At 69.4% G+C, this 15,115-nt stretch carries 15 protein-coding genes; 2 read left to right on the top strand and 13 right to left on the bottom strand.

Features of this window, described 5'->3' with window-relative positions; all coding sequences use genetic code 11:
• Positions 1 to 33: 33 nt before the first annotated feature.
• Together AC1D2O_RS17565 and AC1D2O_RS17560 are read left to right on the top strand one after the other, a co-directional pair.
• The gene (locus AC1D2O_RS17565; RefSeq protein ID WP_478085615.1) at positions 34 to 729 is read left to right on the top strand and encodes a Bax inhibitor-1 family protein; all 696 of its coding nucleotides are present in this window, start codon (positions 34 to 36) and stop codon (positions 727 to 729) included.
• A gap of 2 nt (positions 730 to 731) precedes the next feature.
• Complete coding sequence (locus tag AC1D2O_RS17560; RefSeq protein WP_478085686.1) at positions 732 to 1,664, top strand: TerB family tellurite resistance protein; 933 nt, start codon at positions 732 to 734, stop codon at positions 1,662 to 1,664.
• Between the two features lie 25 nt (positions 1,665 to 1,689).
• Here AC1D2O_RS17560 and AC1D2O_RS17555 read toward each other — a convergent pair whose 3' ends face one another.
• The 13 genes from AC1D2O_RS17555 to AC1D2O_RS17495 form a co-directional block, all read right to left on the bottom strand.
• Entirely contained in the window at positions 1,690 to 1,947 is a 258-nt protein-coding gene (locus AC1D2O_RS17555) for a hypothetical protein (RefSeq protein WP_478157620.1), read from the bottom strand.
• Between the two features lie 103 nt (positions 1,948 to 2,050).
• Positions 2,051 to 2,977: a dimethyl sulfoxide reductase anchor subunit family protein gene (locus AC1D2O_RS17550; RefSeq protein WP_478157618.1), complete on the bottom strand. Its 927-nt coding sequence runs from the start codon at positions 2,975 to 2,977 to the stop codon at positions 2,051 to 2,053.
• Positions 2,974 to 3,774 carry a 4Fe-4S dicluster domain-containing protein gene (locus AC1D2O_RS17545; RefSeq protein ID WP_478157616.1) on the bottom strand — a complete coding sequence of 267 codons (801 nt, stop codon included), beginning with the start codon at positions 3,772 to 3,774 and terminating at the stop codon, positions 2,974 to 2,976. Before AC1D2O_RS17545 ends, AC1D2O_RS17550 begins: the two co-directional genes overlap by 4 nt.
• Positions 3,771 to 6,698, bottom strand: a complete 2,928-nt coding sequence (locus AC1D2O_RS17540; protein WP_478085620.1) for a molybdopterin oxidoreductase family protein — start codon at positions 6,696 to 6,698, stop codon at positions 3,771 to 3,773. The genes AC1D2O_RS17545 and AC1D2O_RS17540 overlap by 4 nt, the downstream gene beginning before the upstream one ends.
• A 163-nt stretch (positions 6,699 to 6,861) precedes the next feature.
• A complete protein-coding gene (locus AC1D2O_RS17535; protein WP_478085622.1) occupies positions 6,862 to 7,842 on the bottom strand; it encodes a quinone oxidoreductase family protein in 981 nt (326 codons plus the stop codon).
• Positions 7,843 to 7,962: 120 nt separating this feature from the next.
• Positions 7,963 to 8,220 carry a hypothetical protein gene (locus AC1D2O_RS17530; protein ID WP_478085623.1) on the bottom strand — a complete coding sequence of 86 codons (258 nt, stop codon included), beginning with the start codon at positions 8,218 to 8,220 and terminating at the stop codon, positions 7,963 to 7,965.
• 99 nt (positions 8,221 to 8,319) lie between these two features.
• The gene (locus tag AC1D2O_RS17525; protein ID WP_478085625.1) at positions 8,320 to 9,270 is read right to left on the bottom strand and encodes a 2-hydroxyacid dehydrogenase; all 951 of its coding nucleotides are present in this window, start codon (positions 9,268 to 9,270) and stop codon (positions 8,320 to 8,322) included.
• The gene (locus AC1D2O_RS17520) at positions 9,267 to 9,602 is read right to left on the bottom strand and encodes an NIPSNAP family protein (RefSeq protein ID WP_478085626.1); all 336 of its coding nucleotides are present in this window, start codon (positions 9,600 to 9,602) and stop codon (positions 9,267 to 9,269) included. The genes AC1D2O_RS17525 and AC1D2O_RS17520 overlap by 4 nt, the downstream gene beginning before the upstream one ends.
• Before the next feature lie 10 nt (positions 9,603 to 9,612).
• Positions 9,613 to 10,599 (bottom strand): tripartite tricarboxylate transporter substrate-binding protein, encoded by a 987-nt coding sequence (locus AC1D2O_RS17515; RefSeq protein WP_478085627.1) that lies wholly within the window; start codon positions 10,597 to 10,599, stop codon positions 9,613 to 9,615.
• Between the two features lie 87 nt (positions 10,600 to 10,686).
• A complete protein-coding gene (locus tag AC1D2O_RS17510) occupies positions 10,687 to 11,472 on the bottom strand; it encodes a hydroxypyruvate isomerase family protein (protein WP_478085628.1) in 786 nt (261 codons plus the stop codon).
• Between the two features lie 16 nt (positions 11,473 to 11,488).
• Positions 11,489 to 12,385 (bottom strand): NAD(P)-dependent oxidoreductase, encoded by an 897-nt coding sequence (locus AC1D2O_RS17505; RefSeq protein WP_478085630.1) that lies wholly within the window; start codon positions 12,383 to 12,385, stop codon positions 11,489 to 11,491.
• A gap of 71 nt (positions 12,386 to 12,456) precedes the next feature.
• Entirely contained in the window at positions 12,457 to 14,169 is a 1,713-nt protein-coding gene (ilvD, locus tag AC1D2O_RS17500; protein WP_478085631.1) for a dihydroxy-acid dehydratase, read from the bottom strand.
• Between the two features lie 77 nt (positions 14,170 to 14,246).
• Entirely contained in the window at positions 14,247 to 14,975 is a 729-nt protein-coding gene (locus AC1D2O_RS17495) for a GntR family transcriptional regulator (RefSeq protein WP_478085632.1), read from the bottom strand.
• Positions 14,976 to 15,115 lie beyond the last annotated feature (140 nt).

Genomic DNA, 15,115 nt, shown 5'->3' with positions numbered 1-15,115 from the left:
ACACGCGCGGTTTCTCAACCCACAAGGACATTCATGAACGAGAACATCCAGGTCTACGGCTCCCCGCATGCGGGTTCTGCGGCCGTTGCCGAACGCAATCAGGTGCTGCGCAACACCTACTGGCTTCTGGCCCTCTCGATGGTGCCGACGGTGCTGGGCGCCTGGCTCGGCCTGTCGACCGGCCTTGCACGCGCGATGTCGCCCGGCATCTCGATGATGGTCTTCCTGGCCGGCGCCTTCGGTTTCATGTTCGCGATCGAGAAGACCAAGAACTCGGCCGCCGGCGTGCCGGTGCTGCTGGGCTTCACCTTCTTCATGGGCCTGATGCTGTCGCGCATGCTGGGCGTGGTGCTCGGCATGCAGAACGGCGCCAGCCTCGTGATGACCGCCTTCGCGGGCACCGGCGCGATCTTCCTCGGCATGGCCAGCCTGTCGTCGATCATCAAGCGCGACCTGTCGGCGATGGGCAAGTGGCTCTTCATCGGCGCCATCCTGCTGCTGGTCGCGGGCATCGCCAACTTCTTCATCCAGTCGGGCGCCCTGATGATCACGCTCGCGGTGCTGGCCATCGGCATCTTCTCGGCCTTCATCCTGCACGACCTGAAGCGCGTGAAGGATGGCCACGAGACCAACTACATCACGGCCACGCTCGGCGTCTACCTGAGCCTGTACAACGTGTTCCAGTCGCTGCTGATGCTGCTCGGCCTGGGTGGAGGCCGCGAGGAATGAACATCTCGCCACAAGAATCCCGCGCCATCGTCACGCTGAGCCTGATGGCGGCCTTCGTCGACGGCGAGAAGCACGAGCGCGAACGCGAGGAGATCAAGCGCATCGCGGAAGGCCTCTCGCAAAGCGATGGCCTGCATCTGCCCACGCTCTACCAGGACGTACTGATGAAGCGCGTCTCGATGGCCGAGGCCGGCGCGCAGCTCGGCAGCAGCGGCGCCAGGCAGCTGGCCTACGAGATGGCGGTCTGCGTGTGCGACGCCGATGGCGCGCACTCGGAGGCCGAGCGCGCCTTCCTTGCCGACCTGCGCACCTCGCTCGGGCTCGATGCGGCGGCCGCAAGCCAGTTCACCGCGCAGGCGCAGGCGATCGCGGCCGTGCCGCTGGCTTCGGCGGGCGCGCCCGCGGCCGCCGTCGCGCCCGACCAGGCCGAACTCGACCCGGCGATCCTCAACGCCGCGATCCTGAACGGCGCGCTCGAGCTGCTGCCCGAGACGCTCTCGACCATGGCGATCATTCCGCTGCAGATGAAGCTGGTCTATCGGATCGGCAAGGCCTACGGCTTCGAGCTGGACAGCGGCCACGTGAAGGACTTCATCGCCACGGTCGGCGTCGGCCTGACCTCCCAGTACCTCGAGCAGGCCGGCCGCAAGCTGCTCGGCGGCCTGCTGGGCAAGGTCGGCGGCGGCCTGCTCGGCGGACTCGGCAAACAGGCCGTGAGCTCCGGCATGAGCTTTGCCACCACCTACGCGCTGGGCCATGTCGCCAAGCGCTACTACGCAGGCGGGCGCAAGCTGTCGACGCAGATGCTCAAGGACGCCTACGCGGGCGTGATGCAGGAGGCACAAGGCCTGCAGGCACGCTACCTGCCGGCCATGCAGGACAAGGCCCGGACGCTGGACGCCCGGCAGGTGCTGTCGATGGTGCGCGGCGCCTGAGCGCGACCGCCGCCCGGCGCCGGACTCAGCGAACGGAGAGCGGGACGGCCTTGTCGCTCCAGAACTTCCACCAGGGGCGCGCCGGCGGCGGCGGTTCGGGCGGCAACTGGTGCAGTTGGCTGGTGCGCAGGCGACGCCGGCACTCGACCTCGAGCGCGTGGGCGACGCCGAAGGCATCGCGGTCGCCACGCGAGGCTTGCGCGCGCCAACTCACGGCGAGGCGCACGAGTTCGTCGTCGTCGATGGGGGCGAGTTCACTCGGCGTGGGTACGCTGGAACTCATGGCAGGTCGCGCCAGGATGCGCTTTTCGCGAGATGCATGGCGTGGATTATTGCGCATCCTCCCGGGCAGCGTCCGCGCGACGGCGCCGGCGCAGGTGACGGATTCATGAGACGACCTGGTAGTAGAGGTTTTGCGGATGCCTGGCCTGCGCAAAGAACATCCACCGGTCCGCGACGAGCCCCGGAAGCTGCACCGCCCAGGCCAGCACGAAGGCCATGCCCGACGCCGCCGCGAGGCCCCACAGCAGCAACACCGCCGGCACGGCGAAGCCGAGCACGATCAGCGCCCGCTTCAGGTGCTTCATCGATGCCGGTCCGGCGCGATGAAAGAACTCCCGCGTGTTGAATGAACCGGCCGACATGCCCATCGACGTCTGCGCCAGCTGTGGCGCGCGGATGCCGGTGGCGGACTGCAGGGTCGACTTGTGCTTCAGCAGGGCGTTGCGGCGCAGCGCCAGCGAGCGCGTGATGCCGGCCACGGCGGTCACGGCCGCGGCCGCCGGGCCGAAGGCCTGGAGCAGTTGCGGCTGCCCCGCCAGGACGGCGAGCGCGCAGGTCAGGACCAGGCCGGACGACAGGCCGGTGAGCGCGAAGTTCACGAGGGTCAGCGGCTGCGCCCACTCCTCGATGAAGCGCAGGCAGGCGTAGATCATCGCGGTGCAATACCAGAGCAGCGCCGCCGCGACGATCGCCGCGGCGGGCAGCAGCATGCTGTTGTCGATGCCGCGGTACAGCGCCAGCCACCAGAGCCCGACGATGCCGATGAAAGCGGGAAGCACGATCACCTCGCGCGAGAGCCAGGAGGTGCGCCACATCAGGACGGCGCGCCACGCCCGCCCGGGCCGGCCCAGATGGGCGAAGGAGGCGCCGAGGCCGATCAGCAGCAGGGCCTCGGCCACGAGCAGCGCCGTGGACAGGAACGAGGGCGCGAGCGCCAGGCCCGCCAGGCGGGCCAGCGCCAGCGCGACCACCATGCCCTGCGCGGCACCGGCAACGACAGTGAAGATGACGACGGAGAAGGCCGGATTCACAGCGGTCCTCCGAGGGTCGGCTGCACCTTCGACGCGCCACCCGCGACCTCGGTCACCCGCCGCGGCAGGTACTGGTTGGCCGGCCGAGTCTCCCACTCGGGCATCAGCGAATAGCCGCCACGCTCGCGGATCGCGATCGATGCCTCGGAATTCGGATCCTTCACGTCGCCGAAGATGCGCGCGCCGGTCGGGCAGGCCTTGACGCAGGCGGGCTTGCGATCTTCCTTGGGCAGCTTCTCGTCGTAGATGCGGTCGACGCACAGCGTGCACTTGGTCATGACCTGGCGCTCCTCGTCGAGTTCGCGCGCGCCGTAGGGGCAGGCCCAGGCGCAGTACTTGCAGCCGATGCACTTGTCGTAGTCGACCAGCACGATGCCGTCCTCCTTGCGCTTGTAGCTGGCGCCCGTCGGGCACACGGGCACGCACGGCGGATCCTCGCAATGCAGGCAGCTCTTGGGGAAGTGGATGGTCTCGGTAACCGGGTACGCGCCGGCCTCGTAGGTCTGGACGCGATTGAAGAAGGTGCCGGTCGGATCGGCGCCGTAGGGCTTCTCGTCGGCCAGCGGGCCGGCGCTGCCGGAGGTGTTCCATTGCTTGCAGGAGGTCACGCAGGCGTGGCAGCCGACGCACACATTGAGGTCGATCACCAGCGCCAGTTGCCTGGCCAGCGTCTCGCCCTGGTCGGCGCGCACGCGCACCTCGCCGCCGCGCGAGATCGACACGGGCCGCACGCCCTCCTCCACCAGCGCCATCGGCTGCGCGGCGCCCTTCATCAGGTCCTTGAGCCACTGGATCATTTCAGGCGCCCCGCGAAATAGGTCAGCACGCTCGCGGCCTTGCCCACCACGCCCGGCGTGGACGGCATGCTCGCCATCTGCGGGAAGCTCTCCTTCGGATCCCCCGGATCGGCGGGCCGTATCCGCACGCGCACGTCGTACCAGCCGGCCTGGCCCGTGATCGGGTCGGAGTTGCTGATGGTGGTGCCGCCATGCGAATTGGCAAAGGGCAGCTCCTCGGTGATCAGGTGATTGAGCAGGAAGCCCTTGCGCGCCTCGTCCGCGCCAGGCGCCAGCTGCCAGGCGCCGTCGGCCTTGCCGATCGCGTTCCAGGTCCAGACGGTGCCGGGCTCGACCGTCTCGCTGTAGCGCAGCATGCAGCGCACCTTGCCCCACTGGCTTTCGACCCAGCACCAGCCGCCGTCCTCGATGCCGGCCGCCTTCGCGGTGGCCGGATTGACGTGCAGGTAGTTGTGGCTGTGGATCTGCCTCAGCCACGCATTCTGCGAATCCCACGAGTGGTACATCGCCATCGGGCGCTGGGTCAGCGCGTTGAGCGGGTAGGCCTCGCGATCAGTCACGCCGTCTTCCAGCGGCGGATACCAGAACGGCAGCGGGTCGAAGTAGGTGTCGATGCGCTCGCGCAGTTCCTCGGGCGGCCGGCGGCCCTTCGTCTTGCCCTGGGCCGCCAGCCTGAAGCTCTGCAGGGTGTCGGAATACAAGGCGAGCTGCACCGGGTCGTTGCGTTGCCGCCAGCCCTTGTCCATGGCGAAGTCCAGGTACTCCCGGTTCCAGTTGCGCATGTAGTGCATGGTCTGCGGCATGTGGTAGCGGAACACGCAATTGTTCTTCGCATAGGCCTCCCACTGCTTCGGGTTGGGCTCGCCCTTGAGGTGTTCGGTGCCGTCCTTGCCGCGCCATCCCATCAGGAAGCCGATCCCGGGCGCCGGCTGGAAATTGACGACGAAGTCGGGATAGCCGCTGAACTTGCGCCCGCCTTCGGGCGTGGTGAAGGCCGGAAACTTGAGCCGCGAGGCCAGCTCGATCAGCACCTCCTGGAACGGCTTGCATTCGCCGGTCGGCGGCACGACCGGGACCCGCACCGAGTCCACCGGCCCGTCGAACTCGGAGATCGGCCGGTCGAGCATGCCCATCACGTCGTGGCGCTCGAGGTAGGTGGTGTCGGGCAGCACGAGGTCGGCGAAGGCCACGGTCTCGCTCTGGAAGGCATCGCACACCGCCAGGAAGGGAATCATGTACTCGCCCTTCTCGTCCTTGCGGTTGAGCATCTCGCGCACGCCCATGGTGTTCATGCTCGAGTTCCACGCCATGTTGGCCATGAAGATCAGCAGCGTGTCGATGCGGTACGGATCGCCCTTCACCGCGTTGGTGATGACGTTGTGCATCAAGCCGTGGGCCGACAGCGGATGCTCCCACGAGAAAGCGTGGTCGATGCGGATCGGCGAGCCGTCGGGGTTGATGGCCAGTTCGTCGGGACCGGCCGGAAAGCCCAGCGGCGCCGCGTTGAGCGGCGTGTCGGGCTGGATCATTTCGGGCGAATTGAAGGCCCGGTAGTTGGGCACGATGTGGCGCGGGTACGGCGCCTTGTGGCGAAAGCCCCCGGGCGCGTCGATGGTGCCCAGCACGCTCATCAGCACCGCCAGCGCGCGCACCGTCTGAAAGCCGTTGGAATGCGCCGCCAGTCCGCGCATCGCATGGAAAGCCACCGGGCGTCCCTGCGTGGTCGGATGCTTCTTGCCCCAGGCGTCGGTCCACGGGATCGGCAGTTCGAAGGCCTGCTTCAGCGCCGTCTCGCCCATCTCGCGCGCGAGCAGGCGGATGCGCGCGGCCGGGATGCCGGTGATGGCTTCCGCCCATTCGGGCGTGCAGTCCGCGACGCGCTCGCGCAGCAACTGGAACGAGGGCGCCACCCGGGTGCCGTCGGCCAGTGTGTAGCGACCCTCGAGCGCCGGCTCGCAGCCGTCGGCGATGCCTTCGGGATAGGCCGGCCGCACGCAGCCGCCGGCCGCATCCCACACCAGCTTGTTGTGCGGATGGCGGCCGTCGCCCGGCGGTCCGCGCTCCGGGTCGAAGGCGAACAGGCCCTCGCGCTCGCCCTCGTCCAGCACCACCAGCTGCGGCGCGTTGGTGAATCGCCGAAGGAAGGCGTGGTCGATCAGGTCGCCCGCGATCAGCTCGTGCAGCAACGCCATGAAGAGCGCGCCGTCGGTGCCCGGCTTGATCGGGATCCACTCGTCGGCGATGGCCGAATAGCCGGTGCGCACCGGGTTGATCGAGATGAAGCGGCCGCCGTTGCGCTTGAACTTCGACAGCGCGACCTTCATCGGATTGCTGTGGTGGTCTTCGGCGGTGCCGATCATCACGAACAGCTTGGCCCGGTCGAGGTCGGGGCCGCCGAACTCCCAGAAGCTGCCGCCGATGGTGTAGATCATGCCGGCGGCCATGTTGACCGAGCAGAAGCCGCCATGCGCCGCATAGTTGGGCGTGCCGAACTGGCGTGCGAACAGGCCGGTGAGCGCCTGCATCTGGTCGCGGCCGGTGAAGAGCGCGAACTTCTTCGGGTCGGTGGCACGGATCTTCGAGAGCCGCTCGGTCAGGATGTCGAACGCGCGCTCCCAGCTGATGGGCTCGAACTCGCCGGCGCCGCGCTCGCTGCCGGCCTTGCGCAACAGCGGACGCGTGAGCCGCGCCGGCGAGACCTGCTTCATGATCCCCGCCGAACCCTTGGCGCAGATCACGCCCTGGTTCAGCGGATGGTCCGGATTGCCGTCGATGTAGCGCACCTCGCCGTCCCGCAGGTGCACGCGGATGCCGCAGCGGCAGGCGCACATGTAGCAGGTGGTGGTCTTGACTTCGGTCTCTGCGACCGGCGTCGGCGACGCCAGCGGATCGTGAAGCGGCTCGCGGGATAGGAATTTGAACACGGCGGGTCTCATCGTTGGCGTTGTGACACCAGGCGCTGGGCTCGCGCCGGCTCTTCTCGCGCGTCCATGGTAGGCAGTTGCGCTAAAAAGCAAAACCGCACAATTTCGATCAGTGTGATCTGGCAAACAGATCAACGAATGGGGCGGGACGCACCCCGCCGCCTCAGGGCAGCATCACGATCGCGCCGGTGCTGGCCCGGTTCTCGGCCAGCCGGTGCGCATCGGCCACCTGCTCCAGCCCGAAGCGTGCCCCGATGCTCGCGCGCACCGCGCCGGTGGCCATCGCGTCGAAGACGTCGGCGGCGTTGGCGCGAAAGGTCGACGTGTCGGCGTTGTGCGGAAAGACCGAAGGCCGCGTCAGGAACAGGCAGCCCTTCTTGTTCAGCAGCTCGGGCTCGATGGCCGGTGCCGGACCCGAAGCGGCGCCGTAGAGCACCACCATCCCGAAGGGCGCGGTGCAGTCGAGCGAGCCCATGAAGGTGTGCCGGGCCACCGAGTCGTAGACCACGCGCGCCTTGCGCCCGCCGGTGGCCGCGATCACCTGCGCGACCCAGTCGGGTTGCGAGTAATCGATCGCGGCGGCGCAGCCCGCGGCCCGCGCGACCTCGCACTTGGCGGCCGATCCCGCGGTGCCGATGACCGTCGCGCCCAGCGCACTGGCCCAGCCGCTGAGGATCTGGCCGACGCCGCCGGCGGCTGCGTGCACCAGCACGACGTCGCCGGGCTGCACCGGGTACGTCCGCTTGAGCAGGTACTGCGCGGTCATGGCCTTGAAGAACACCGCCGCCGCATCCTCGTCGGAGATGCCGGGAGGGATCTTCACCAGCTTGGCCGCGGGCACGTTGCGGCGCTCCGCATAGGCGCCGGCGCCGGCGTTCATGTAGACCACGCGGTCGCCCGGCTGCAGCTCGGCCACACCCTCGCCCAGCGCCTCGACGACACCGGCCGCCTCGTGGCCGAGGCCGGTCGGCGCCTGCAGCGGGTACTTGCCGGATCGCTGGTAGATATCGATGTAGTTGAAGCCGATGGCGGTCTGGCGCAGTTGCACCTCGCCGGGACCGGGAGCGGGAACGTCGATGGATTCGACCCGCATCACTTCGGGACCACCGAATTCGTGCAGCTGCACCGCGCGCGCCTGGGTCATGGTCGGGTCTTCCTGTCGAGTGGCCGAAAGCGCCAGCCCCACGCGATCAGGTCGCGCGCAAGCCGCTGGCTGCGCGCAGTATGCACGGACCCGCTGGCGCCCGTCGGGCGCCGTGCCTTGCTAGCGGGCGATGCGCTCGTGGCGGTCGGCGGCCGCGAACAGGTCGTCCGAGAAGCTGCGGTCAGTGCGCGCGAAGGTCGAGGCCCATTCGCGGAGCGCGTCGGCTTCGGCCTTGCGCGACAGCGGGGCTTCGGGGGCCGCCGCCTTCCAGCCGGTCAGCAGCCGGAGGCCGAAGGCCAGCGCGCGCGACAGGGGGTGGGCCGCGGGTGCGGAACCGGGTGCATCGATGGAAATACCGTTGGCGAGGGTGATGGACATGGCGAGGGTTCTCCTGGGTCGGACTCGATTATAAGGGTTAACCCTAATCGTCTGCTCCGGCCCGCAGAATGCCCCCCGCTCGCCATGCCGAAGGCACGCTCAGGCCCTGACCTCGGTCTCCAGCCGGCCCGATTCCACGAAGCGGCGGACATTGCGCAGCACGAGGTCCGCCATCGCCTGCCGAGTTTCCACCGTGCCGCTGGCGATGTGCGGCAGCACGACGACGTTGTCCATCGCCAGCAGGGCGGAAGGCACGTGCGGCTCCAGTTCGAACACGTCCAGCGCCGCGCCGCCGAGTTGGCCGGATGCCAGGGCCTCGACCAGCGCCTTCTCGTCCACCACCGAACCCCGGGCGATGTTGACGAGGAAAGACCGCGGTCCCAATGCCCGCAGCACCTCGCCGGAGACCAGGTGATGGGTGGCGGGGCCGCCGGAACAGGCGACCACCAGAAAGTCGGCCCAGGTGGCGAGCGCGACCAGCGAGGGCTCGTGGCGCCAGGGCGCATCGGGCAACGCGAAGCGCACGTGGTAGCGGATGTCCATGTCGAACCCGGCGCAGCGGCGGGCGACCGCCTGCCCGATGCGCCCCATGCCCAGGAAGCCGAGCCGCTTGCCGCTGAAGCGCGCGCCCAGCGCGGGCGGCCCCTTGGCCACCCAGTCGCCGCGGCGCACGTGGCGGTCCGCAGCCGAGACGCCGCGCGCCACATCGATCAGCAGGCCGACGGCAAGGTCGGCCACGCAGTCGTTGAGCACCTCGGGCGTGTTGCTGACGACCACGTCCCGGGCCCGGGCGGCCTCCAGGTCGATCGCGTCGGTGCCGACGCCCAGGCTGCAGATCGCCCGCAGGCGCGGCAGCCGATCCATCAATGCGGCATCGGCGCCGGCCGTGGCATGGGTCACCAGCACCGAGAACTCGGCGCCGCGGGCGGCCAGGAATTCGTCGGGGGCGGCCTCGCGCCACAGGGGGTGCACGTCATGGCCCTGCTGCAGTTGCGCTTCGAGGCCGGGCGGCAGCCGTCCGAGCTGGAGGATCCGCAGCGCACCGGTCATCGCGGCGGCTCCGCTGCCAGGGCGGCCAGATCGACGCTCTTCAGGAGCGTGATTTCCTGCCGCACCACGTGCCCGTCGGCCAGGCTCCTGCCCTTGTAGGCGAGCCACTGCGGATCCGCTTCGAGGGCGCTGCGCCGCTGCTCGCGGTCGGCCATGCTCTCGTACTGCCACAGGTGGACGACCTGGCTGAGGACACCGACTTCCGTCGTGTAGTAGCCCACCGGTGCACCCAGGTGGCGCTTCTGCACCGGCAGGCCTTCGCGGGCATAGCGCTTCAGGAAGGCCGGCACGGCGCCGATCCCGAGGGTGTAGGTTCTGAGATCCACGATCATCTTGCGGTCCTTACTGGGGCTGGAAGCCGGCGTTCTTGACCATCGTGGTCCAGGCCTTGTTGGTGTCCTTGACCCGCGTCGCCAGCTGGGCCGGCGTGCTCGACGTGGCCGTGACGCCCATGTTGGCGAGCGTCTCGACGAACTCCGGCGAGCGCACCAGCTTGGCCAGCGCCGTGCTGTACGACTGCATCAACGCGGCGGGCGTGTGGGCCGGCGCGAACAGGCCCGTGAAGATGACTTCCTCGTAACCCTGGATGCCCAGTTCGGCGTAGGTGGGCACATCCGGCAGGACCGGCAGGCGCGTGGTCCCGTTGACCGCCACGATGCGGGTCTTGCCGGCCTTCGCGGGTGGCAGCATTGCCCCCACCGAGCCGATGCCCGCGGGGATCTGGCCGGCGATCAGGTCCTGGAGCATCGGGGCATCGCCGCGATAAGGCACCGACTTCAGGTCGGAGCCCAGCACGCGCGAGACGATGTCGACGGCGAACACCGGCGCACTCGCGGGTGCCGGCACGCCGACGTTGCCCCGGCCGGGGTCGGCCTTGGCCCAGCTGGCGAACTCGCGCAGCCCGGCGTCGCTGTTGCCGATGGTCGACGGATTGATGACGAAGACGTCCGGATGGATCGCCACCAGGCCCACCGGCGCGAAGTCCTTCAGGGCATCGAATCCCGGATTGAGCGTGGTCAGCGGGATCATCGACACCGTGTGGCTGTTCGAGAGGAACAGCGTGAGCCCGTCCGGCCGCGCGGCCTTGAGCGCCTGCGCCGCGATCTGGCCGCCCGCGCCCGACCGGTTGTCGACCACGAACGGGCGCTTCAGCTCCTGCTGCAGGCCGAGCGCCAGGTGGCGCGCGATCACGTCCGTGCCGCTGCCGGCCACCGACCCGACCATGATCTTCACCGCGGCATCTTCGGCGAACGCACAGGCGGCCGAGGCGGCGAGGGCCGAGGCCACGGCCAGGCGGGTGAATGTCTTGAAGGCACGAGGAAACGTCATGGGGCGAAGCTTTCGTAGGGTTGATGAAGAGAGGAAGCAGGAGACCGCGGAAACCGAATGCGCAAGGAGATAGGGGCACCGTGCGCCTCAGGCGATGACGCCTTCGGCGCGCAGCGGCGCGCACCACCGCAGGCCTTCGAGGGGGTCGCCGCGCGGCCGGTATTCGCAACCCAGCCAGCCCTCGTAGCCCAGCGCGGCGAGCAGGGAGAGCGCGGCGGACTGGTCGTTCTGCCCGAGGTCCGGCTCGTGCCGGTCCGGCGTGCCGGCGATCTGCACGTGGCCGATCCAGGGTGCGGCTTCGCGCACGGCCGCTCTCAGGTCCAGCCCCTCCTGGGCGCAGTGATAGAAGTCGAACTGCAGGCGCAGGTGCGGCGAGTCGACATGCCGCACGATGTCGATCGCCTGGCTCGGCAGGTGATAGAAGTACCCCGCCATGTCGATGCGGTTGAGCGCCTCGAGCGTCAGCACCCGTCCCTGCCTCTCGGCCTGCGGCAGCGCATGCGCGAGGTTCTCCAGCAGCGTCTGCCGGCAAGCCTGGGGGTCCAGGCCGACGGTGTTGCCAGCCATCACGTGAATGTGGCTGCATCCGGTGGCCTGGGCCACCTCCAGGGCGCGCGCGAAGCCGCGGCGAAAGCCGGCCTGCTGGCCCGCCACGGCGGCGAGTCCCCGGTGGCCCGGCGCGGGCCCGATGGGCGTGTTGAACAGCACCAGCTGCAGGCCGTGCTCGCGCAGCATGCGGCCGTACCACTCGGCGGGCTGCTCGTAGGGCAGCAGGATCTCCACACCCGTGAAACCGTCCCGGGCCGCCGCGGCGAAACGCTCGGGCTCGGGCAGCTGGCCGTAGAGCCAGCTCAGGTTGGCAGCCAGTCGCATCGGGGCTCCGGCGCGGTCAATGGCCCACGGTCCGCGCGAAAGCCGCGCGGCGCTCGGGCAGCATGATGCTGACGACAGCGGACAGCTCGGCCGCGCCGAGGCCGAGCGCCGACGCCGCGCGCAGGACCTGCTGCACCGAACTGGTCACCGGCATCGGCGCGTCGCTCTTCTGTGCCAGCGCGGCGACGGTGTCGACGTCCTTCAGCATGGTCGAGAGCGCGCCGATCGATTCGCTCTGGACCTCGATCATGCGGGGCACGAAGACCTGCAGCGGCTTCGAGTCGGCCCAGCCGCCCGCCAGGGCCTCGGCCAGCTTGCCGACGTCGATGCCGTTGCGCTGCGCCAGGCCGATCGCCTCGGCGATCGCCACCACGGTGGTCGCCACGATGGCCTGGTTGCACAGCTTGGTGGCTTGCCCGGCACCGCTGGTGCCCATGTGGGTGACGCGCCCGGCATAGGCGCGCATCGCCTGCGCCGCCAGCGCCACGCGGTCCGCGGGGCCGCCGGCCATGATCGCCAGCGTCCCGGCTTCCACGCCCGCGATGCCGCCCGACACCGGGGCGTCGATCCAGACCGCGCCGCAGGCCGCTTCGAGGCGCCGGGCGTAGCCGCGGGTCGCCTCGGGCGGAATGCTCGAGTGGTCGGCGAGCCATTTCAGGCCGGCGCCGTGGACCACGCCCTCGGCGCCGAACACCACCGACTCGACCGCCTCAGCGTCATAGAGGCACAGCAGCACGGCATCGACGTCGCTGGCGGCCCGCGCGGGCGTGGCGACCGCCTCGGCGCCAAGGGCCGCCAGCGGCGCGATCTTCTCGGGCGAGCGGTTCCACACCTTCACGGCATGGCCTGCCGCCAGCAGCTTGCGAACCATCGGGGCGCCCATGAGCCCCAGACCACAGAAACCGATCTTCATGTCAAACGACTTTCTTCTTGCGCAATTGGAGGAAGGCGGCCGCGGCCACCGGGCCGCGGCTTCGCAGCCGCTCAGGCCTTCTCGGGTTCTTCGTAGGCCCAGATGACCCGGCCCGCGTGCGTGACCGCCCCTTCATGGGTCGGCCCGACCAGGCGCGCATACTTTTCGAGCGCGCCGGCCAGGCGCTCGGAGGCCTGCGGCTTCCAGGCCGCCTGGCGCGCCGCCAGTTCCCGGGCGTCGACGTCCAGCTCGATGGTCCCGGCCGTGGCGTCGATGCGGATGCGGTCGCCCTCGCGCACCAGCGCGATCGGGCCGCCGGCGGCGGCTTCCGGGCTGACGTAGCCGATGCACATCCCGCGCGTCGCGCCGGAGAAGCGGCCGTCGGTCAGCAGCGCGACCTTCTCGCCCATGCCCTGGCCATAGATCGCGGCCGTGACGCTGAGCATCTCGCGCATGCCCGGCCCGCCCTTGGGCCCTTCGTTGCGGATCAGCAGCACGTCGCCTTCCTGGTAGGCGCGTTCGGTCACGACCCGCATGCAGGCCTCTTCGTTCTCGAACACCCGGGCCCGGCCTTCGAAGCTCAGCGACTTGAGTCCGGCGATCTTGAGCAGCGCGCCATTGGGACAGAGGTTGCCCTTGAGCACGACCAGGCCGCCGGTCGGGTGCAGCGGGGCGTCGCTGTGGCGCACGATCTTGCCGTCGGCCCCCGGGAAGGCGGCCAGTTCCTCGGCCAGCGTGCGGCCGGTGAGCGTCAGCGTGTCGCCGTGCAGGTGGCCGCTGCGCAGCAGCGCATTCAGCACGGCGGGCACGCCGCCGATGACGTCGAGATCGCGCGCCAGATAGCGCCCGCCCGGCTGCAGGTCGGCGATGAGGGGCGTGTGATTGAAGACCTCGGCCACGTCGTCCAGCGTGAAGCGGATGCCCGCCTCGTGCGCGATCGCGGGGATGTGCAGCGCGGCGTTGGTTGATCCGCCCGTGGCGGCGACCGCGGCACAGGCGTTCTCGATGCTCTTGCGGGTCACCAGGTCGCGCGGCAGCGGGCCGCCGCTGCGCAGCATCTCCATGACGCGCCGTCCGGCCCGGCGCGCCAGCGCGTAGCGTTCGCTGTAGACCGCGGGCATGGTGGCCGAGCCCAGCATGGAGAGGCCCAGCGTCTCGCCCACCATCCCCATGGTGTTGGCGGTGAACTGGCCCGGGCAGGCGCCGACCGTCATGGCGCAGCTGCGCTCGACCTGGTCGAGTTGGGCGCGCGTGATCTCGCCGGTCTGGTAGCGCCCCACCCCTTCGATGGCGGTCAGCACGGTGTTCTCGCCGCCTTCGGGCGTGCGGCCCGGCAGCATCGAGCCGCCGTAGACGAACACCGACGGCACGTTCAGGCGCACCATCGCCATCATGGTGCCGGGCAGGGTCTTGTCGCAGCCCGCGAAGCCGACCAGCGCGTCGTAGGCATGGCCGCGCACGGCCACCTCGATGCTGTCGGCGATCAGCTCGCGCGACAGCAGGCTCATGCGCATGCCGTCGTGGTTCATCGAGGTGCCGTCGGACACCGAGATGGTGGAGAAGGAGACCGGAAAGCCGCCGCCCTCGGCCACGCCCAGGCGGGCGCTGTCGGCCTGCGGGCCGAGCGACTTGGAGCACGGCGTGTTGTCGCCCGCGGTGCTGACGATGCCGACGAGCGACTTGTCCATGTCCTCGTCGCCCATGCCGGTGGCGCGCAGGAAGGCGCGGTGGGCGGCCCGGCTGGGGCCCTGGGTAACCATTTTCGATCGGTGCTTGTGCAACATAGGTCGTGGGTGCTGGAGTCAAGGGTCGGCGGGAGCGACGTGCGCAGACCGCCGGTTCAGTGGGGTGAGAGAAACGATCAGCTGGGCTGCGGCTGGGCGGGAAGATCGATGCCGAGCGATTCCAGGCTCAGGCGGTCGAAGATCCACGAGACGTCGAGTTCGATGCACTGGCGCGCCCGGGCGTAGTCGCCCTGCCGGATCGCCTCGACGGTGGATTCGTGCAGCTGGTCGGCGGGCTCCTGATCGGTGTGCAGGAACTCGCGCGTCGCGCGCAGGTAGGCGCCCGACTGCAGCCAGAGGCTTTCGATCACGGCCATCATCACGGGCGACTCGGCCGCCTGGTAGATCGTGAAGTGGAAGACGCGGTTCTTCTCCAGGCTGGTCGCGATGCCGTCGCGGCTGCGGCGAGCGCGCGTGATGTCCTCGGCCAGGCGCGCCAGCGTGTCCAGCGTGGCCGGCGTCAGGCGCGCGGCGGCCCACTCCGTGATGGTGCCCTCGACGAGGATGCGCGAGCGGCGGATGTCATCGAGCCGCGCCTTGGTGATCAGGGGCACCCGCGTGGTGCCGTTGGGCATGGGCTCCAGCCCTTGCTGGGCGACCAGCCGGCGCAGCGCCTCGCGCACCGGCATCGTGCTGGTGCCCAGCGCATCGGCCAGGTACTGGATGCCCAGCAGCTGCCCGGCTCGGTACTCGCCATGCATCAGCTTGTTGCGCAAGGCCTGATAGACGGACTCATTCACCGACGAGCGGACGATCGGTTCCAGGGCCGCGAGGGGGTCGAACGGGGTCGGAGTCGGATCCTTCATGGGTGCTTGGTCTTCAAAATCTTGATGTTTGATGTTTGATCAAACATCAAGGCGAATCAAGGCAATCGAACGACTTTCTTATGAGTGTTTGCCCGAAGCTGGGCGGAAAATGAAGCCAACGAGCGCCAAAGCAGGGCATT

This window comes from Variovorax sp. P1_G12 (genome assembly GCF_056405555.1).
Note: the sequence above shows the minus strand (reverse complement) of the source record. Positions and strands in the feature narration are given on the sequence as shown.